Source organism: Candidatus Enterococcus avicola (assembly GCF_047470845.1).
Taxonomy (GTDB): Bacteria; Bacillota; Bacilli; order Lactobacillales; family Enterococcaceae; genus Enterococcus_D; species Enterococcus_D casseliflavus.
The window spans coordinates 125,480-145,726 of the sequence record NZ_JBLGTY010000007.1; the positions used below are offsets into that span (position 1 = coordinate 125,480).

Consider the following 20,247-nt stretch of genomic DNA (forward strand, 5'->3'; position numbering starts at 1 on the left):
TGGTCGCTCCTTTTACCAAATCAAAAAATCTTTATCTAGCAAGCGTAAAATCGCTTCGACAAAATAATAATCACTGTAAATGATCGGCACTTCTGTCCACGGTTCATCGTGATAGCTGCCTGTTGCGCAATCAATCAAACCGTCTTTTTCCTCATCCCAAATCGCATAGTTGGACTCTGTCGCTTTTAAAATATTGATCGCCGCATCTGTGTAAAGATCTTTTTCTAAATCGTCTACGTGTTTTGCGATTTCCAATAGGCCACAGGCAGCACATAATCCAGCAGAAGTATCGATCATCACGGGATTTTTAGGTGAACGAAAATCAACAACTGGTACCCAGTCTGTTTTCGAGACTTCCGCAATAAAATAGTGAGCAACTTTTTTGGCTGTTTCTAAATATTCCTTTTTCCCCGTATGCAGATAACTTAATGCAAATCCATAGATTGCCCACGATTGGCCACGAGACCAAGCAGAACCTGAGGCATAGCCTTGTCCGGCTGGTGTTTCAACTAGTTCACCGTTTGTTGGATCGAATACACCGATATGATTGACTGAACCATCTGGTCGAACGATGTGATTCATTACTTTGTCGGCATGGTCTTCTGCCATATAACGAAAACGTGGATCACCGATTGCTTCTTCTGCCCAATACAACAAGGGAATATTTAGCATCGAATCAATAATGACCCAACCGGAACGATCGCGATTCCAAGAGCGAATAAAACCTCCTCTTGGATTGTAGCGACCCGCTAATAGATGTGCAGCATGTAGTCCTCTTGCTTTTGAACGCTCATTTTCCGTCAAACGGTAATTAGCGACCGCTGTATGCAGCCACATAAACCCAACATCATGATGCAGTCCGGTGTATTGATTGAAAGCTTTATCCAACCGAACTTCATTTATTTCTGCTGTTTCTTTATAGGCTGGTTTCCCAGTTGCGTGATACATCTGCCACAACATCCCAGCCCAGAACCCATTGGTCCACCACACGGGATCTGTTACACCTTTATCTTCTTCATATAAACCTGTCATCTCATTAGGAATGTACGGAATTTTTTCCCCCACCCGCGCTACTTGTACTTCTAATTTGTGGTCGATTTTTTCAAAAATTTTTAGTGCCCATTGTTTGATTTCATCATTCATTTCGCAAATCGCTCCTTTTTAATTGTTAAATCAACGTTTCCCCTAAGTTGAAACGCATTGTTCGTTTCATGAAAAGTCACTTTTGGAAGCAGCTGCTTGTTTTTTTGACCAATGATATGCGTAGCCAAAACAGTCCGCCCAGCTTCGATCATAATCGTTAACGTCGGAACTGCATTTTTTTCACTAGAATAAATATTGGTGTTAGGTCCTTGAGGAATCACTCTGGCAGTTCGCACATCACCAAGATTGCGAATGATCGATTCCCCTTGTTCGTTTTCAATAGCGCAAGAATTCTTCTGAATGATCGCCTGATTGTATTTGCGGTTCCAATTTGCCAAAGGAAAACCACCTTCAACCACTTCCAACGGTTGGTTTGTAAGAATCTCATGGATGCGGATATGATTGGCAGCATCGATTGGAACCAAATACGTCGTGATCGAAACCTCTTGCCAGACATGCCAAAAACTAACCCCATAGGAATCATACATCTTTGTTTTTTCAATTTTCCCACGGGTCATATACTGCTCATGACCGGGTATTGAAACTGCTAACGTCGAATCGATTGCAAATTGCTCGATTCCTTGGATATCCCGCGTGACATTAAAGCCAAAATAGCTTGAATAAGCAAACTTACTGTACTTTTCAAAATGATGGTACAAAAGTGGATTATTGCTACATTGCAAACTACTTAACGCGGTTGTCTGATGTAAGTCGTGATTGATATGAAATCCAGCATGTGCTTGAACAGTTTTATCTCTTCGTTGGATGTTCATGGCGCTGATCGCCTGCCAAAACTCATGCTTTTCAGGAAGTGCGAGCACAACAAAGGTTTTAAATGCCCACATAGGTGACCCGGGGGCATTGTAATCTTCCGATAATAATTGCTGATTGTATCCATATCCGATCGAGAGGTTTTGTTCCTTAGGTAAAACGATAGGTCTTTTTTGCCAATCAGAAATATTTTTTTCCATTAGTCCTTTTATTTCGGACACAGACAAACTCGTTTCTCGATAGGCCTCTGTAAGCAAAAGCGCACTCCAAAACGAACAATGTGCAAAACGATAGGTCAAACTACGACCAAAAGGAATCGATCGACCCTCTGCGTCAAACCAGTGTTTAAACGATTCTGCAAAAATGATGGCTCGCTTTTTGTAGCGCGTTTTGATCTCTTCAGGAAAGCAATAATCGATCAATAACCCATAAAAGTGAAAAGCAAAAGCAACATAATAGTCTCTTTGGCGATTGACCCCATCTGAGTACCATCCTTCACCTAAATAACATTCTTCAATTATTGCCACTGCTTCGTCTATTTTCTCTTGAGAATAAGGACTATTATTTTTCTTCAAACCAAGATTGACCAATAGCAAAAAGAAAAACCAATTGCCCTTGGGCAGATCAATCTCGTTGATTTGATATAACCATGCGAGGAGTTCTTTTTTACCTTTGTTCGAAAATAGTTGAAAGAAGGAGGATGGATAACGACCCAATATAAAACCTAATACACCTAATTCCACTGCAATCTGGCGATTTTCTGTTGAGAGTTTAGGTAAATTTCCTTCTTCGACACAATCAATAAAATCTTGGACAGTGTCGAATGTCTTGAGCTTCTGGGGTTGGTCACCATACGCTGGGAAAATCCCCCAAAAACTCCTCATTATTGCTTCAAACGATCGAATTTCTTTGGTATAGCTGCTACCGCTTTGTGCCAGATATGAGCGATCGTTGGGCAACATCCTTTCCATCCACATCTGCAAGTCTTTTTTAGAAATCATCATTAAAAGAAATCCTCGAATGATTCTTTGATAGAAGGACGTAAATTTTGAACAGTCATCCCCTTGCGTACCTCTTCAATAATTGCTGCGATCTGCTGTTCTGATGTGCTTTGACTAACTATAATTTCCATAGCAAGAGGGAGATTCATACCGGTAACTAATACGACATTCGGTTGCTGGGTCAAACGCATGGCCGAGTTACAAACACTGCCACCAGCAATATCACCTAGAATAACAACTTGTGTTTCCTCATCGATCAGCGCTTCGATTTGATTGGTGATCAAATCTGGATGGCCTCCTGGCATCAATCCAAAGGCATATAAATTTTCCTGAGTGCCGATAATCATTTCTAATGCTTTTTTCAAGCCATTGGCTAATTCGTTATGTGAGATCAAAAAATATTTTTTCTTCACTTTGTTCACTCCTTGTTCGATTTTGCTATTCGCTTAGTTATAAGCAATATGTATGCCAACTTTCTGTCGAAAGTGGCGAACTGTTTGTTTTTCCTTTTCGAAAATGATGTCTGCAACTGTCTCGAACGAGGACCAAACGTATTTATGTCGATCAAAAGCTAAGAGAACTTCTCTGAATCAACCAGAAAAGTTCTCTATCAACTTATCCTGCAATACCTAGAATCGTCAAAACGACTGATGCTAAAAACATCACGACTAATGCTAAAACAGGACGATTGTGTTTACGCAAGTAGGCAAAGCAACCCATAGTGATCGCTAACGGTAATAAACCTGGCATGATCGAGTCAAACACATTTTGCAGGTTGAAGGTCGTTCCTGACAATTCTGCAACAAAAGTTGTTCTAAACGTTACAAATTGAGCCGTCATTGCTCCAGTCATGATCAATCCTAACACTGCAGAACCTTTTGTAATTGCCGCAAAGGTACCTGATTTGAGTGCCTCTGAGATGAACTGACCGCCTGCTTTATAGCCTAACACCGTTGTAAACCAACGAATCAGCATGTTTGGTACATTTACGACTAATAAGAACAAGATCGGTCCTAAAATGTTTCCTTGTTCACTGAGCCCTAATGCGATCCCGGTTGCAATGACTCGCAAGACAGAAAGATAAATCGCATCACCGATTCCAGCTAATGGACCCATCAAAGAAGTTTTTAATGCAGAGATCGAAGTAGCATCAAAAAACTCTCCTTTGTCTTTCATTGCCTTATTCTCTTCTTCCATCGATAACCCTAAAGCAGAGATAAAGCCATTCATTGCAGGTGCGGTGTTATAGAAATCCAAATTACGATTCATTGCTTCATAAAACTCATCGGTATCTTTTCCATATACTTTTTGTAAAAAAGGTGCCATTAACCACCCATAGGTAATTCCTTGTTGCTTTGTATAACTTGTACAAAACATTAAATATTGGTTTCTCCAGAACATTTTCGAAACGATTTTTCGTTCTTCTTTGTTTAATTTAAGCATATCATTTTTAGTCATTGAAAAAGTCATCTCCTTCGTCTTCACTTGCGGTCGATACAGTTGGACCACTGCTGACAGCTGGATTCTTCGCTGCTCTCAACTCTGCCATCACAACTAATGCTGCAACGATAAATCCGATAAATGCAATCTGTACTAAAGACAAGATACTACTTGACTGGGTTGTGATCACACCATCTTTGACTTCGGTCGCACGTTGATAGAAAAAGAATGCACCTAAAGCAAATCCTAAAAAGTAATAGGGAGCCAAAGATTTTTGCCATAGCATTTTTAGTAGTAGAGCAAGTCCAATTGCTGGTAGCATGGTTGAAGCGACGGTCATAGAACTTTGAACCCACTCGGGTAACCAATCAACAAACGTTTTTACTGCATCGGCACCTAAAAGGATAACGACAAAACCTAATAAGAAATAGCACAGTTCAAATCCCCAAAACTGAATATGCCATAACCGGCTGAATGCTCGATAATTGTGATCCTTGATATGTTTTTCAAATCGAGGAACTAATGAAGTGACAACCATCTTCATAACGGAATATAGCAAGGTACCTAACATGGAGATCGGTACAGCTAGTGCGATCGCTACATTTAAATCCGAACCAACGATCATGGCAAATGCAGCACCAAAAATGGATCCTAAAGTAATATCCGAAGGCATAACGCCTCCTAAACTAACATTTCCTAAGAAAATCAATTCCAGCTGAGCACCCATAATAATTCCTTCAGTCGGATGACCGAGAAGCATTCCTAATAAGGCAACGATAAAAATAGGTCTAGCTAGCTGAGTGGACCCCCACCAATCCAAAAATTTTGCTAAAGCGACGACAAATCCAACGATTAACGCATTGACTAACATAAGTTTAACCTCCTATTAATGATTTCAAAGATTGTGGGGTATCATCTGGTAACGGTTGATAGCTAAAATCATACCCAGCATCAAAGATCTCTTTCAGTGTTTCTTTGTCTTCTTCTGATAAATAGACAGTCTCTGTGATCTTTTCTTTGTCTGACAGACTACCGCCGATCCGTCCATAATTTGCCATATTCAACATTGGTTTCTCTTTAAGTTTTGGCACAAGACCAGCGACATATTTCGGTTCATTTGTAACAACTAAGATTTTTAATTGTTCCGAGCGTGGATCATTCAAAATAGCAATCGCTTTTTCTAATGAGAGCACTGCAACTTTCACCCCTGAAGGCCCTGCCATTTTTAACGCACTTACTTGAATTTCGTTTTGTGCGATACTATCACTAACGACGACGATGCGACTAATCCCCAACTCCTTCGACCATTTCACAGCTACTTGACCATGCACAAGACGGTCATCGATTCTTATCATTGAGATCATATTGTTTCCTCCATTTTTTGTTTTGTCGTATTACTAATAAGCAATTTCTGTGCCAAGTTTCTGGCGATAACAAATATTTCGCTCATCTTCTCACAAGAAGAAATAAAAACGCTATCATAAAAGGCTTTCTATTTACTGATATAAAAAATTGTTCCTAGTTTAAAAACAAAAAAAAATCCATTCTTTCCAGCCAAAAAAGTGAAAACGAAACACTTGATCATCTGTCGGAATGGATTGTTTTAGTGTCGAAGAAGGATTTTTATCAGTCGAAAATAATCTCACAGAGATAATTTAGCTCGTATTCGCTGATTTTGATATTGTAAGCCACCTCTAAGCCCTCTAATGCTTTGGCGATAGTTGCTTTTTCTTCCATAAACTTGCTCGGATCTCCTTGATAAATTGGGACTTCTTGATTTCGGATCAGACGTTCTACTAAGCTTGCGATATGTACATATAATATCGCTTTTTTACTGTTGGATAATTGAAGCTGTAAGTGCCGCTCCAAACTAACAAATCCTTGGTCAATATAGGAAATGACTTTATTGACATCTAAGATCGTCACCGCCGAAAGCAGCCGTTCGATCGATAGATTTCGCACAAGATTGTCATTGATTGCTTTACGAATGGCCGGATCTTTGACAAGAACAAAAATATCATCAATGATTTCTTGTCCTTTACCAGAAATCAAGTCTTCTAAAGCGATGTATGGGACACCATCAATTTCTGGATCAGCTGTTCCCACGATTCCTTGCACATCATATTGTTGAAATAGACCATTCTTCTTTCCATACTTTTTCAAGTAATGGTAATCTACCGCTTCGATCTCAAACTTGGTTTCTTCAGGGATACTCGCTTTCAAAAATGATTGCAGCTGCTGTGCTGTTCCAAGACCAGTCTGACAAACAGTGATCAGCAGTGGCTGCTTTTGCTTTCTCGGATAAGTAACTTTGTATTCGATCGAGAGACCTTCCTTGATTTTATCGCCAATAATCTTAAGGTCGTAATTATTTTGCATCATTTCACCCACGAATAATGCTTGCTGTGTCGTGACGTTATTGATAATCAATAATGGCCCATCTAACAATGGTTCTAACGTATCTGCTAAGAACATAAGTGAACCCATGTCCGCTAAAACGATCAATCCTTTTGAGCAATCATTGGCTTTTATATAATGCGTCATAAATTCTTTGACTTTATCCACGCTGACATTAAAAGGCATATCAAAGGCATCAAAAATGTGTTCCTTCATAAACCGATTCACGACATCAGCGATACTGCTAGCAGTGGAAAATCCGTGGGCCAAAATGACGCCTCGGATCGCGTCTTGTTGACTTTCTAAACCTAATCCTTTGAAGTAAAAAGCCAGTAAGATTTTCTCCATTCTCATCAAAGTAACATCAAGCTTTGTCTCTACTAATTCCAATAAAGAATTGAGGAGCTTTGATTCCATCAATAAATGCACATTCATAAACGATTCGATCGAATCAATGGTCTTTTCGTCAATTTTGGGAATATTGAAAATAAAATTATTCCGTTTATACAAATAACTTGTCAGGGCGATAATCGAGTTGCCACGAATTTTGATAAAAAAACTAGCTTCTAAGAAATTTACTAGTTCCTTGACTGTATTACGCAATAACTTCAAGGTTGGTTTTTCTTCTGCATCCTCGTAAACCAACATCTCCACGACTGTGCTGGCTTCTCTAGAAAGCTGTTTGACTAAATAATCTTCAGTGATTCCACCGCTTTCATATTGCTGAAACAATTTCTCAAAAACTTTAAAGATTGCATGAATGATCGTACTATCCGCTGTTTCTAGGTGCATGAAATCACCGGCTTGGCTTTGGGGTGTGATGCGGATATCTTTGTTTTCTAGATTATCGATTTCTTTCAAAGAAAGAAATCGAGACAACAAACTATTTTCGATTGACTCGGAATTGATCAAAACATAGGGGTGATTTTTTTGACGACTATACGCATTTGCACAGATGATCTTGATCAAGTTTTTCAATTCACCGACATTGTCGCGATAATTTAAATACAACAACCGATTCAAGACCCATGACGTAATGACGATTTCTTTTGCAAATTTTTGACTTTCATGAATCAAAAACGTATAGATATATTCAGAAATTTCTTTTTTTGTCCGTTGTTGCAACGACGGGATCTGAACCGTGATGGGCACACGGCGGATGAATGTTCTTAAAAAATTTTGTTGAATATCTTCCGTAGTTGCAAAAATCAAACGGACCTGCGCTTTTCTGGTTTTATTACTTTCACCTATTCTCGAAAAGGTTTGATTATCCATAAAGGTAAATAATTTCTCTTGGCTTTCTGCTGGTAAACGATGGCATTCATCTAAAAATAAGATTCCCCCGTCAGCAGCTTCCAAAAGGCCTACTTGTTCTTCGTTTGCTCCAGTGAATGCACCTTTTTTATAGCCAAATAAGATACTACTCAATAACTCTTGATTATGATAGTACTGCGCACAATTTAATTCTAAAAAGGGGGCAGTTTCTCCAATGAGCTTTTTTTCAACGCAAAATTCATGCATCTTTTTTGCGAGTAAACTCTTACCAACACCGGTTTCTCCATGAAGCATGATTGGCAGTCCTGTGTCGGGATAAAATGAGGCAGCTTTGATTTGATCAATCACTCGCTGCAAACTTGAACGATTTCCGATCAATGTCGAAAAAACATCATTTCCCTGCTCTTGATTTTTTGTTTCATTTAGAAGCTCTTCATGGGTATCGTAGACGGTCTGTTTTGGCGTAAAAAAGCGTTCAGAAAAAACTGTTTTGTCATAAAAGATTGCCGGTCTACTACGAATCTTAAGGACCCGTTCTTCTTTTACTAATTCGTTCAAGTATTGGCTCGTGGTATTTCTTTGAATACCGACTTTTTCGGAAATCCCTTCTGTCGTTAAGGTCTCACTTGGTGCAATTTTTTCAACTTGATTCGTATGCTCCTTCAAAACAGTCAAAACTCTTTCTTTTGACATCTTTTCCCCTCTATTCAAAACTTTTTACAAAAGTCTTTATTCTACTTTGCTACGTGTTCTATTATCTTCTTGTAGCCCTTACAGTCTACAACAAAGGAGACAGCAATTCAAAAAGAATTCTGCCTCCTTACGATTGTTTTATTCAGGTTGTTTCCCGATATACGCCAAGATACCGCCGTCTACATATAAGACATGGCCATTGACAAAGTTGGATGCCTCAGAAGCTAAGAAAACCGTTGGTCCTGCTAAATCTTCTGGCTCACCCCAACGGGCAGCAGGTGTTTTCGCTACGATAAATTGATCAAATGGGTGACGAGAACCGTCTGGTTGGATCTCTCGTAATGGTGCGGTTTGCGGTGTTGCAATATAACCAGGTCCGATCCCATTACATTGAATGTTAGCTGAACCAAATTCAGCACAAATGTTTTTCGTCAACATTTTCAAGCCGCCTTTAGCCGCTGCGTAACCAGCCACCGTTTCTCTTCCCAATTCACTCATCATTGAGCAAATGTTAATGATTTTTCCGTGTCCTTTTTTGATCATTGACGGTAAGACTGCTTTTGAAACGATAAATGGAGCGTTCAAGTCCACGTCAACGACTTGGCGGAAGTCTTCAGCAGACATCTCCAACATCGGGATTCGTTTGATGATCCCAGCATTATTGACTAAGATATCGATCACGCCAACTTCTTCTTCGATCTGCTTGACCATTTCGTTGACTGCTTTTTCATCCGTTACATCACAGACATAGCCGTGGGCTTCGATCCCTGCTTCACGATAGTTTGCTAATCCTTTATCCACTGATTCTTGATCCAAGTTGTTAAAAACGATCGTTGCTCCTGCTGCTGCTAATGAACGAGCGATCGTAAAACCGATCCCATAGACAGCTCCTGTCACTAATGCGATCTTACCATCTAAACGAAATTGATCCATTGAAAAATCCATAATTGATAAACCCTCTTTCTTTTTATTTTAAGTCGTCCATTGCCACCATATCCATGTCGGTATAGGTGATATTTTCGCCACACATTGCCCAGATAAAGGAGTAATTACTGGTTCCAACACCCGAATGGATCGACCAGCTTGGAGAAATAACTGCTTGTTCTTCACTAACGACTAAATGCTTCGTTTCATCTGGTTTGCCCATCATATGGAACACTTTTGTGTCTTCGTTGGCAAAATCAAAATACACATATGCTTCCATCCGACGTTCATGGGTATGACTTGGCATCGTATTCCAAGCACTGCCTGGTTCTAAGATCGTGTACCCCATTTGTAATTGACAGCTTTCACAAACATTTGGGTGAATGTATTGATAAATTTTCCGTTCATTTAATGTCAAGCCCTCGCCTGTCTCCATTGGTGTGACTTGATCGATACTGATTTTTACATTTGGGTATTTCTTATGTGCTGGCACGCAAGATAGATAGAATTTCGCTGGATTTGCTGGATCATCTGAGTGGAACAAGACTTGTTTGGTTTCCTTGCCGATATAGTAGCCGTCTTGTTTTTTCATTGGTTCTTTTTGGCCATCGATCGTGATCGCACCAGGTCCTCCAATATTGATGACGCCTAATTCGCGACGTTCTAAGAAGTATTCCACCCCTAATTCGCTGCTTAATTGCACTTCTAACGCTTCTTCTGTCGGTGTCACTCCGCCAAAGATCATCCGATCATTGTGGGTATAGGTCAGCATGATTTGTCCTGGTGTGAAAATTTTCTCTACCAAAAATTCTCTGCGTAATTCCTCGGTACTATAGTGACGAATATCAAGTGGACTATGGGTATAGCGTGTTTCCATGTGTTGCATGTTTTATTCCTCCTATCGGATAATTTTTCCTGAACCTGTTGCAATAAATTCTTGTATCTCATTGGCGCTAAACTGATTACAGTCGCCATGGATCGTATGTTTTAAAGCAGATGCTGCAGTGGCAAAATCAATGATTTCTTGGTCTTGTTTCTTCGTGACAAGACCATGTAGGACACCAGCTGAAAAGGCATCGCCGCCTCCGACGCGATCAACGATGGGATTGATCTCATGGGTAGCAGAAACGACATAATTGCCGTTGTGCCATAGGCTTCCTGTCAATTGATTGTGACTTGCTGAGAGCACCTGACGACTAGTTGAATAAAAGAGCTGGATATTTGGATATTTCCGATGCATTTCTTGATAATAGTAGTCATCTTCGACTTCCTCTGTTGGAGCTGATACATCCATAAAGACTTGGGCATCTAACTGTCCTGCCGAGCAATAATCGACATAAGGAAGCACTTCTTGCAAAAAGACGCGCGCTTCAGCGGTCGTCCACAGCTTTCCACGATAATTGATATCGAAACTGATTTTACAACCAGCTGCTTTCGCTTCTTTGATCAACGTCAGTAAAAGTGTCTGCCAAGTCGTTGAAAGAGCGGGCGTGATCCCTGAAAGGTGAACAATGTCAACCCCATCAAAAAGGTCAGATTGCCACTCATTTTCTTTCATTTGAGCAAAGCTAGAGCCTGCGCGATCATAAACCACTCGCGCTGCTCGTTCCCCGATACCGGTTTCAATATAGTAAGTACCTAGTCGGGAACCGCCACGAAGCAAGTGGCGACAATCGACGCCATAGCTTCGTAAATGATGAAAAACGGCATCTCCTAAAGCATTCTCAGGCACTTTACTAGCAAAAGAAACGCGATGACCAAAATTCGCTAAGGAGATCGCAACATTGGCTTCTCCACCGCCATAATGGGCAGCAAACATCGAACTATGGGCGATTCGGTCGCCTAACGTTGTCGATAGACGCAACATGATTTCTCCTAGTGTCAGAATGTTTGCCATCTTACTTTCCTCGAATCTCTTTTAATTTTGCCGCATATTGTTTCGCTACTTCTGTTACTTTGTCAAAATCCCCACTTGCTGCTGGCGCTAACAAATTCCCCCCTACACCAACGGCTACGACACCCGCCGCAAACCATTCTTGCATGTTGTCTAAGCTGACACCACCGGTCGGCATAATGTTTAATTGTGGCAATGGCGCTTTGAAGGCCGAGATGATACTTGGTCCATACGCACTACCTGGGAATAGTTTAATGATATCTGCGCCTGCTTTTAAGGCGTCCTTCATTTCTGAAATGGTCATGCAACCAGGCAGATACGGGATTTGATATAAATTACATAATTCAGCCGTTTCTTGATCAAAGGTTGGGCTTACCACATATTGTGCTCCTGCCATGATCGCTAAGCGAGCGGTCACTGCATCAAGAACGGTCCCAGCACCAACGACTACCTCTGGATTATCTTTGAAGGTTGCTACTAATTCAGCGATTACATCCGCTGCTTGAGGCACTGTAAAAGTCAACTCAATGCCAGTGATCCCCCCTGCAACGATCGCTTTACTTGCTTGTAGTGCTTCTTCTTTAGAAGCGCCACGCACAACAGCGATCACGCCGCTTTCCTTTAGTTTCATTAAATTCGCTACTTTTTTCATTGAGACCCTCCATTTATTTCCTATTTAGAAAATGGCATTTATTATAAAGAAACTTACACGTTTATTATACCGTTCTCGTTTTTTTTTGCAAGGGCTTTCCACTAAAAAGTTTATAATGCTTGTTCAATTTGTTGTTTTGTCGCAATAATCGCATCGATCAATGTCTTTTTGTATTCTGGGGTCAAGCGGTATTTCGGTAGGCTGATAGAAAACGCCCCAACGATCTCCTGATCCTTTATCAGTGAGGCGCCGATGCAATAGATTTCTTGTTCCATTTCTTCATCATCAAACGCTACTTGGTTTTCTTTTGCCTGTTCCAATTCTTTCTTCAACTTCAACTGATTCGTAATGGTGTTTTCCGTATAAGCGGTTAATGGCGTTGCTGCCAAATATTCTTCCACTTGAGGGGCATCAAACTCCGCTAAAACGGCTTTCCCCATGGCAGAGCTATACAATGGTCTTGTGATCCCTACTTTTGAAGACATGCGGATCGTTTGATTGTGGGGCTCCAATTTATTGACATAAAGAATCTCATTGGCAGTCAAGACTCCTAAGTGGATCGTTTCATCCGCCGTTTTCTGCAATGCTTCCAAGTAAGGCAAGCTGATTTCCACTAAATCAAGCTCTTGAATGTTTTGATTGGCATACTTGATCAGCTTAGACCCTAAGCGATAATTCTTCTCTTTGTCCCGTTTGACATAGCCGATCATTTGCAGCGTTTCTAATATTTTCAAAGCTGTGGATGGGGTCAGTTTCGTTGCTTCTGAAATTTCTTGCAATGGTTTACTTGGCGCTTCTGCGAGATAATCTAAAATGGTTGCTGCTTTTAGTAGTACGGTTCCATATGGTTTTTGCGTCATCATTTCTCCACCTTTATTTTCTATATAAGAAATTATAATATCTTTTTAGGAAATGCACAATCTTTTTTCCTATATATCAGCATGACGCGATTCCCATTTTACTTTCTGTCGTTATTCATTGTATGATGAAGACAAGACAAAGGAGTGCCGAACAATGGACTTAAATGTATTGATCAAAGGAAAAAAATTGACTGACAATGAGCTGCAAATTCTTGATTATTTGCTTGCAAATACCGCTGCGATCGATGGACTGCCCTTAAGAGAAATCGCTAAAGCGATCTACACTTCTCCCGCAACCATCGTGCGGCTTGCGCAAAAATTAGGTTTTTCTGGCTATCTAGAGCTACTTTACTTCTTAAAGAATCGCTTGAAAAATCAGACGATCACTGAAGCCGCCATCGATTACCAAATTGACGCTGCCAGTATTACAGATACGATCGACGCGATCAAAGAAATCTATGAACGAAACAAGGACAAGTTTATTACGATTTATGCAACAGGTTTTTCTGGGATCGTGGCAGAATACCTCCACAAAAAAATGCTTGTCAACGGCATCAAAACCTTACTAGTCAGTGCTTCTGACTCAGGTGGGATCATTAGTAACAACATCGAGAACATCAGTATGCTGATCACCATCTCTAAATCTGGCGAAACACAAAAAGTACTGGAGAAGATGACATTAGCCAATGAACATCACATACCAACTGTTTTGTTTTGCGGGAACGGTGATCATCGCGCTAATCAACTAGCGACCTTTTCCTTTGAAGTGACCGATGAACGTCCCTACGACACCCAAAACATCCAGTACACTAGCTTCTTTGGTAAGCTGCTCTTATTGATGGAATATATCGTCGACGCTTTTACCCATGTTGAAAAAGAAAACCAGCAACCCTAGTGGATTGCTGGTTTTTGCTTATGCTTGAAAATAGGTTTTTGCCAGTTCTTGATAGAGCGCTTGGTTCTGCGGATCAGGAACAAATTTTTCATCTGGCTGATCTTGCCGCACAACAGAGCTTTTGTATAAATCATACAAGCCGAATATCGGTTCGTTTTCATCGGAAAGATAACAGGTCAGCCCCAACACATCCGCGGTCATTTGACCTAAAAGTTTTGTTTGAAAGAAACCACCACTTACAGTGACTGCCTCTTCCAACTGCGCCATTTGCTTTAATAAATCGATGTTCATCAGCATGCCTTCGATGACTGCCCGCAACATGTCTGAGCGATTGTGTTTCAAGGTCAAGCCAGAAAAGCCGCCTGTGATCTCATTTGTCCAAAAAGGTGCCCGCTCCCCGTTTAAATAGGGGAAAAAACGTAAGCCGTTACTGCCGATCGGCGACTCCTCCATGACTTGAGGCAGATAATGATAAAACGCATCAGGATCTTCTGATAAGGTCTCTTTTGCCCAAGCAAGGACACAGCCACCATTGTTTGAAGGTGCCCCTACGACATAGAGGTCATCTTGCAGATAGTAGCAAAAATTTTGTTTTTGGCGATCAAAGACGGTGGTCTCACTTACTTTACGAACCGCCGCACTGGTTCCGATCGTCAAGCTGTTGCGGATCCCAGTAGAAATATAGCCAGCATATGCTGCTAAACACCCATCGCTAGCCCCACACATCACTTCTACCTCAGGCTTCAAGCCACACCACTGCGCCATCTCCTCGGTAATCAAAAAACGATCAGTCGGTGCACATAAAGGCGCTAACTGGGCTTTTGAAAGGGATAAATAATTGAGAATCTTTTGACTCCATTGCTTTTCTTTCAAAGAAAAAAGACCGGTCGCTGACGCGGTACTATAATCGATCCGAGCTTGTCCGGTAAACAACGCCATTGCTAGTTCTTTTAAGCCAAACCATTTCGTCTCTTTGGAATATGAACCATTCGTTTGAAAATAAGCCAGTTTCGCAAAGGGAGACATCGCATGGATCGGTGTCCCTGTTTCTTCATAAAACGTTGCCGCCAGATCCGTTTGACGAAAGGCCGTCATCGTTTGACTCGCTTGATTGTCTGACCAAATGTAAATCTCTTCTGCTGTCTCACCATCCACTGGCATCAAGCTGTGCATGGCGGTACTGAACCCGATCACTGTGATTGCCGCTTTTAATTGAGCGGGAATCGTTGTGACACCACTGATCAATTGGCTACTGATCTGGGTCGCTGATTGGGTCTGTTTTAACCCGTGGCTATGGGTTTTGATTGGTAATGACTGTGAGTAAATGATTTTCCGATCTTCAATGACCCCAAATTTTATGGCTGTCGTGCCGATATCAATCCCTAAAAACATCGCATTGCTCCCTCTCATCTGATTCAATTAGCTTTATTCTACCATAGTTAGTGGCATATTCTAGTATACCTGTCTGATCGTTTTGTTGATAAGACGTTTCGTGGTGATTTTCTTCAGAGAATTATCCTTCCACACCAAAAATCAAAAAAGAGAAAGATTCTTGGAGAATCTTCCTCTTTCAGTTATCCAACCAGCGAATGTTTCGCAAATGTGAAACAAATCAAGACAATCCTGGCCAGTAATCACCATTTTCCGAGACCAAATCATCGAGTAACTCTTTGGCTACTTTTGCGCTAGGAATCGTTTTGGAAAGGCTTAACGCTTGCCACATTTTTTGATAGCTCTTTTCCACATATGCTTCGACCACTAATTTTTCCACAGTCACCTGCTGGAACATTAGCGCTTGTTGGAAGGCAGGAATTTTTCCTTGAGCGAGGGCTTCTGGTCCATCAGAACCAACGATACATGGCACTTCCACCATGGCATCATCCGGGAAGTTCGCAATCGCGCCGTTGTTTTCCACAATCATGACCATTCGCTCATGCGTATTAAAAGCGATGGCGCGTGCCAAATCAACGATAAAGGTTGCATGGGCATCAATCTCAAAGGCGATCCCTTCAGCAGATCCTTGGGCAGTGATCTTTTTGGCATGATCGAACACTCGTTTTTCCCGTCCTTCCATCACTTCATTGGAACGCGTATACTCTGGATGTTCTTTCATGTGTTCGTAGACGTAATCTGGGTATAAATAATACTTCAAGTACGTATTTGGCAGATATTCTGGTGTGAGCGCCAAGAGGTCTTTGGCTTTTTTGTGGGTGTCTTGCCAACTTGGGTCAGTATGTTGGGTATCCACTTCGATCTGCGTTAAATAGCCGTGTTCTGCAACGTAGTCACGAATGGTTTGAATGTACTCCGTGCCTTCTTTGTCTTTGACGCTGGTCCACCAGCCAAAATGATTCAAGCCAAAGTAGCGAACTTCTAGTTCCTCTGGCTGTTTGCCAATGATTTGCGACATGCGACGCAACGTGCCCACGGGCATGTCACAGATATTCAGAACCTTTGATTTCGGACGCAAGACCCGACATGCTTCGGCTACGATTGCAGCTGGATTGGAATAATTCAGCATCCAACAATCGGGGGAATATTTTTCCATGTAATCAATGATCTCAAGCATACCAGTGATGCTGCGCATCCCGTAAGCGATCCCTCCTGGTCCACAGGTTTCTTGGCCAAAGACGCCATGACGCAAGGGAACTTTTTCATCTTTTTCCCGCATGTCATACTTTCCTACTCGGATATGCGCCATACAGAAATCGACATCGCTGAAGGCTTCTTCAGGATCCGTCGTAAACGAAAATTCGATTTGCGGTGCTTGTTCTTTTAATAAAATCGCTAGGGCTTCTCCAAGGATCGCTTGGCGTGCCTCATCATTGTCGTATAGTTTCAGCTTTCTTAAAGGAAAGCGTTCTTGATTGTCAAGCAGCATCATAACGATTCCCGGGGTAAAAGTACTGCCGCCCCCTGCGATCACTACTGAAAAATGTTTCATCATTCAATCTCTCCTTCTCTTCCAAGATAATTTTCTAATTCTTCCCGCACTTTCGGCACGGTCAACCCGTAAACGACATGGACATTTTCACCATTTTTGATCACGCCTTTGGCTTGTGTTTCGTCTTTTAGCAGTGCTTCATCCACGAGTTCAGGATCCTTTAGTTTTAAACGTAAGCGGGTATAGCAGTTGTCGATGGTTTTGATATTGTCATCGCCACCTAGCGCTTTGGTGATGATTGCTGAGATACTTGTTTCACTAGTTGGACTAGGGGCGGCTTGGTCACTCGCCATGACCCCGACACCTGCTCCAGCAAGTTGTTTTTCTTTGTACTCTTTCTTCGAGTACAGTTTGGTCTCTGCCCCTTCTTCTTCACGCCCGATTGTTTTCAAATTCAGTTTCGTGATCAAAAAGCGGAACAAGAAGTAATAAAGAAAGAAGAAGACGACTCCGACGATCAAGTACACTGGCCAGCGAGTTTTCTCGATGCCTAAGGGCAAGTTGTACAAAAGAAAATCGATGAAGCCATTCGGTCCGATGGCGCGAGAACCAAAGAGATTTAACGCCACCATGCTCAAGCCGCTAAGGGCAGAATGAATGACGAACAAAACAGGTGCCACGAACATAAAAGAAAATTCGATCGGTTCAGTCACACCTGCAATAAAGGAAGTCACAACTGCAGGAATCAAAATGGCTTTGACTTTGACTTTATTTTCTGGTTTTGCCGTTTGATACATCGCCAAACAGGCACCGATCAGTCCAAACATTTTTGAGATCCCACGAGCGTCCCAAATGACACTTTGCGATAATACGCGGACTGCTGGGTCAGCAATTTCCGCAAAATAAATATTCCGTGCCCCTTCAAAGACTTGACCGCCAACTTCTGCGACACCGCCTAATGAAGTATACAAAAACGGCGTGTAGATCAGGTGATGCAAGCCAGTTGGAATCAATAAGCGTTCTAGCGTACCATACAAGAAGATACCAAAGTTGCCCGTTTGTTGAATGATTCCGCCTAAACCGTCAATGCCAGTTTGTATTACTGGCCATACAAACGTGGAAACGATGGCTAGCAACACGACGACCGGAATCAAGACAATAAAGACGAAGCGCGCGCCGCCATAAACTTGAAAGGCATTGTTAAAGGTCGTATCGATGAAACGGTTATGGATCAATGCCACGACGATTCCTAAGATGATGCCAAGAAAGACCCCCATATCCAGCACTTGGATCCCTAAAACGATCGCTTGCCCTGAACCTTGAAGTGCATCGGCTGGAACCAACATCCCCCGAAGCTCCATGAATTTGTTCATGGCATTTAAGAAGACGAAATATCCCAACAACGCGGTAAATCCCGCTTCAGCCTTTTTCTTATTGGCTAGCCCTAGAGCGATCCCAACACAAAAAATAATGCCTAAATTGGTTAAAATCGGTAATAAGGAAGCGGATAAGATACTACCAAAACCGGTGGTTATCGGATTATCCAAAAAAGGAAACTGCTCAAGCAAGCGGACATTTGTAAACACATTCCCAACGGCAATCAATATCCCTGCGATCGGCAAAATCAAAACGGGCACAAACATTGCCTTGGAGAATTTCTGCATCGCATCCATCACTTTTTCTTTCATTGAGGAAACTCCTTTGTAGTTGATTTGTAGGTTCATTATAGGAAACATTTGTTACTAATAGAATAGCAAACGTTTTCAATTCAATGCGTTTCAAAGATTGGAACATGTTTCATCCATGACAAAGTACATTAAAAAGTGCATTATCATGGTTGCTTAAGCTCTCCCTAAAAAATGACTTGGATTATCGTTTGCTAAGAGTTGATAAAAGACAAGGAAGAATATAAACTTTTAGTTATCCAAGAAAAACCAATAGCTAATAGTACCACTAGTCCTTTGAGCAAAAAAAGAAGCTGCAACTAGCTGCAGCTTCTTTTTACTTTATTGTTAAGGAACAAATGAAAGTTCCCAGAGGATCGTTGCTGTATATCGCGTGGCTTGAGGTGCTGCACTCACTGGCACCTCAAGTTTCACACTTTGATCCATTGTTTCTCGATCGCCAAAGCGCTGGACCCAAGTGCCTCTACCTTCGTTGGCATTTGCTTGCGCAATCACTTCAGCCTGTCCAACAGTCAGGGTTGCTTGCGGTTTATACGTAGGGGGATCAGACGCATTTTCTCGAGTCGTTGCTACATCGATATTGTTTAACAAAATTCTAGCACCATTCAGTTGATGCCCTTCATCACTTTCAAAAGGGGTTCGTAAGGTTGCACGGAGGGTCCAACCAGAATTTTCCCGCCTCCGATCCGAAACTTGCACATAATTAGGGCGTAGATTATCATTTGGATCAGCCGGATGAAGCAATTTCTGCGGCAAGGCATCATAGGTCGTCGTTTCTGACCGAATGCCAACTGTCCCAAACTGGAATTGGGAAACAAAATCCAAGCTGACAAACCCTTGTTCTTCATCAATCTCAGGCGGATTTTCAGGGTTTACTTGCGTATCCGGGTCAAGAGGATCTACTGGTTGCGGAGTACTTTCTAAACCATACACCAGCCAGTATTCTTGTTCATCTCGGGTGACTCTTGTTTCCAGCGGCTGACCGTCCCGCTCGTAAAGATATTGATAATAAGGAATCTCCTCAGGCAGGATATCAACCGATTCATTTACGAATTCTCCTTGATAGGTGGGTTCCTTCAGTGCTACCCCTTCTTCATCTATGTGATTGATCTTGATGTTCGATGGCACGCGATCAAATAAAAAAGTCACATCTTGATGGAAAGGCTGCGGCATAATGTCAAATGTATCTGGATCAAAGTATTCTGCTTCATACTCAACACCATAATAGTCATACCCTAACTGATAGGGTTCATCGCTCTCTCGGTTCTTGGGGTCCAGTGTATGAAGAAAACGTAACGGCAGTTCTAATGTTTCAGTTGGTAGAATATCCACCCCTGTCTCTCGATCTCGATAATTCACATGGACGGTTCCGGTACCAATATAATAATTCATCTCTTCAAAATAAAAGGTATGACGATCACTTCTCGCCCCCGTACTACCGGATATTATAAATGCCATTGCAGAAATATCAGCGGGTTGCCAATCACTGATATCACGTCGCCAAGTCCGATCTCTATACGTAACTTGAAACCAGCGACCTTGACTATCTGGCCTGTACTCAATCAAGATAGGGTCATTTGCTCCATTCCTAGCACCCGTTCTTGCTGCTGGAGCGTCATTTCCCATATATGTTTCCAGTAATAACGGCGTCCTATGTGGTTTGGCAACACTTTTTTAGACAAATTTTATAAGGTGTTCTTTTCATTATCTATCCGAAGCCTCCGATTGCCCTT

16 protein-coding genes and 1 pseudogene are annotated in these 20,247 nt (G+C 41.7%); 1 reads left to right on the forward strand and 16 read right to left on the reverse strand.

Going from position 1 to position 20,247, the window contains the following annotated elements; translation table 11 throughout:
- Positions 1–12: 12 nt before the first annotated feature.
- From ACI3E5_RS08385 to ACI3E5_RS08440, 12 genes are all read right to left on the reverse strand, one after another.
- Entirely contained in the window at positions 13–1,143 is a 1,131-nt protein-coding gene (locus ACI3E5_RS08385) for a glycoside hydrolase family 88 protein (RefSeq protein ID WP_325845005.1), read from the reverse strand.
- Positions 1,140–2,918 (reverse strand): DUF2264 domain-containing protein, encoded by a 1,779-nt coding sequence (locus ACI3E5_RS08390; RefSeq protein ID WP_325845004.1) that lies wholly within the window; start codon positions 2,916–2,918, stop codon positions 1,140–1,142. Before ACI3E5_RS08390 ends, ACI3E5_RS08385 begins: the two co-directional genes overlap by 4 nt.
- Positions 2,918–3,328 (reverse strand): PTS sugar transporter subunit IIA, encoded by a 411-nt coding sequence (locus tag ACI3E5_RS08395; RefSeq protein ID WP_223347079.1) that lies wholly within the window; start codon positions 3,326–3,328, stop codon positions 2,918–2,920. The genes ACI3E5_RS08390 and ACI3E5_RS08395 overlap by 1 nt, the downstream gene beginning before the upstream one ends.
- Before the next feature lie 202 nt (positions 3,329–3,530).
- Positions 3,531–4,373 carry a PTS system mannose/fructose/sorbose family transporter subunit IID gene (locus ACI3E5_RS08400; RefSeq protein ID WP_016621197.1) on the reverse strand — a complete coding sequence of 281 codons (843 nt, stop codon included), beginning with the start codon at positions 4,371–4,373 and terminating at the stop codon, positions 3,531–3,533.
- Positions 4,366–5,226: a PTS mannose/fructose/sorbose/N-acetylgalactosamine transporter subunit IIC gene (locus tag ACI3E5_RS08405; protein ID WP_016621198.1), complete on the reverse strand. Its 861-nt coding sequence runs from the start codon at positions 5,224–5,226 to the stop codon at positions 4,366–4,368. Before ACI3E5_RS08405 ends, ACI3E5_RS08400 begins: the two co-directional genes overlap by 8 nt.
- Positions 5,227–5,230: 4 nt before the next feature.
- Complete coding sequence (locus ACI3E5_RS08410) at positions 5,231–5,719, reverse strand: PTS sugar transporter subunit IIB (RefSeq protein WP_016621199.1); 489 nt, start codon at positions 5,717–5,719, stop codon at positions 5,231–5,233.
- A gap of 262 nt (positions 5,720–5,981) precedes the next feature.
- Positions 5,982–8,720: a sigma 54-interacting transcriptional regulator gene (locus ACI3E5_RS08415; RefSeq protein ID WP_325845003.1), complete on the reverse strand. Its 2,739-nt coding sequence runs from the start codon at positions 8,718–8,720 to the stop codon at positions 5,982–5,984.
- Positions 8,721–8,858: 138 nt separating this feature from the next.
- Entirely contained in the window at positions 8,859–9,665 is an 807-nt protein-coding gene (locus tag ACI3E5_RS08420; protein ID WP_005229917.1) for a gluconate 5-dehydrogenase, read from the reverse strand.
- A 22-nt stretch (positions 9,666–9,687) separates the two neighbouring features.
- Positions 9,688–10,530 carry a 5-dehydro-4-deoxy-D-glucuronate isomerase gene (kduI, locus tag ACI3E5_RS08425; RefSeq protein WP_005229915.1) on the reverse strand — a complete coding sequence of 281 codons (843 nt, stop codon included), beginning with the start codon at positions 10,528–10,530 and terminating at the stop codon, positions 9,688–9,690.
- 12 nt (positions 10,531–10,542) lie between these two features.
- Positions 10,543–11,541 (reverse strand): sugar kinase, encoded by a 999-nt coding sequence (locus ACI3E5_RS08430; RefSeq protein WP_167822030.1) that lies wholly within the window; start codon positions 11,539–11,541, stop codon positions 10,543–10,545.
- Position 11,542: 1 nt separating this feature from the next.
- Entirely contained in the window at positions 11,543–12,190 is a 648-nt protein-coding gene (locus ACI3E5_RS08435) for a bifunctional 4-hydroxy-2-oxoglutarate aldolase/2-dehydro-3-deoxy-phosphogluconate aldolase (protein ID WP_005229908.1), read from the reverse strand.
- 110 nt (positions 12,191–12,300) lie between these two features.
- On the reverse strand, positions 12,301–13,053 hold the full coding sequence (locus ACI3E5_RS08440; protein ID WP_325845001.1) for an IclR family transcriptional regulator: 753 nt from the start codon (positions 13,051–13,053) through the stop codon (positions 12,301–12,303).
- Between the two features lie 151 nt (positions 13,054–13,204).
- Here ACI3E5_RS08440 and ACI3E5_RS08445 point away from each other — a divergent pair, with 151 nt between their 5' ends.
- Entirely contained in the window at positions 13,205–13,945 is a 741-nt protein-coding gene (locus tag ACI3E5_RS08445; RefSeq protein ID WP_498821404.1) for a MurR/RpiR family transcriptional regulator, read from the forward strand.
- An 18-nt stretch (positions 13,946–13,963) separates the two neighbouring features.
- Here ACI3E5_RS08445 and ACI3E5_RS08450 read toward each other — a convergent pair whose 3' ends face one another.
- The 4 genes and pseudogenes from ACI3E5_RS08450 to ACI3E5_RS08465 form a co-directional block, all read right to left on the reverse strand.
- Positions 13,964–15,337: a gluconokinase gene (locus ACI3E5_RS08450; protein WP_325845000.1), complete on the reverse strand. Its 1,374-nt coding sequence runs from the start codon at positions 15,335–15,337 to the stop codon at positions 13,964–13,966.
- Positions 15,338–15,557: 220 nt separating this feature from the next.
- Complete coding sequence (locus ACI3E5_RS08455) at positions 15,558–16,889, reverse strand: 6-phospho-alpha-glucosidase (protein ID WP_325845080.1); 1,332 nt, start codon at positions 16,887–16,889, stop codon at positions 15,558–15,560.
- Positions 16,889–18,517 (reverse strand): PTS transporter subunit EIIC, encoded by a 1,629-nt coding sequence (locus ACI3E5_RS08460; protein WP_498821406.1) that lies wholly within the window; start codon positions 18,515–18,517, stop codon positions 16,889–16,891. The genes ACI3E5_RS08455 and ACI3E5_RS08460 overlap by 1 nt, the downstream gene beginning before the upstream one ends.
- 324 nt (positions 18,518–18,841) lie before the next feature.
- A pseudogene (locus ACI3E5_RS08465) lies at positions 18,842–20,170 on the reverse strand (WxL domain-containing protein); the annotation flags it as partial.
- Positions 20,171–20,247: the final 77 nt, after the last annotated feature.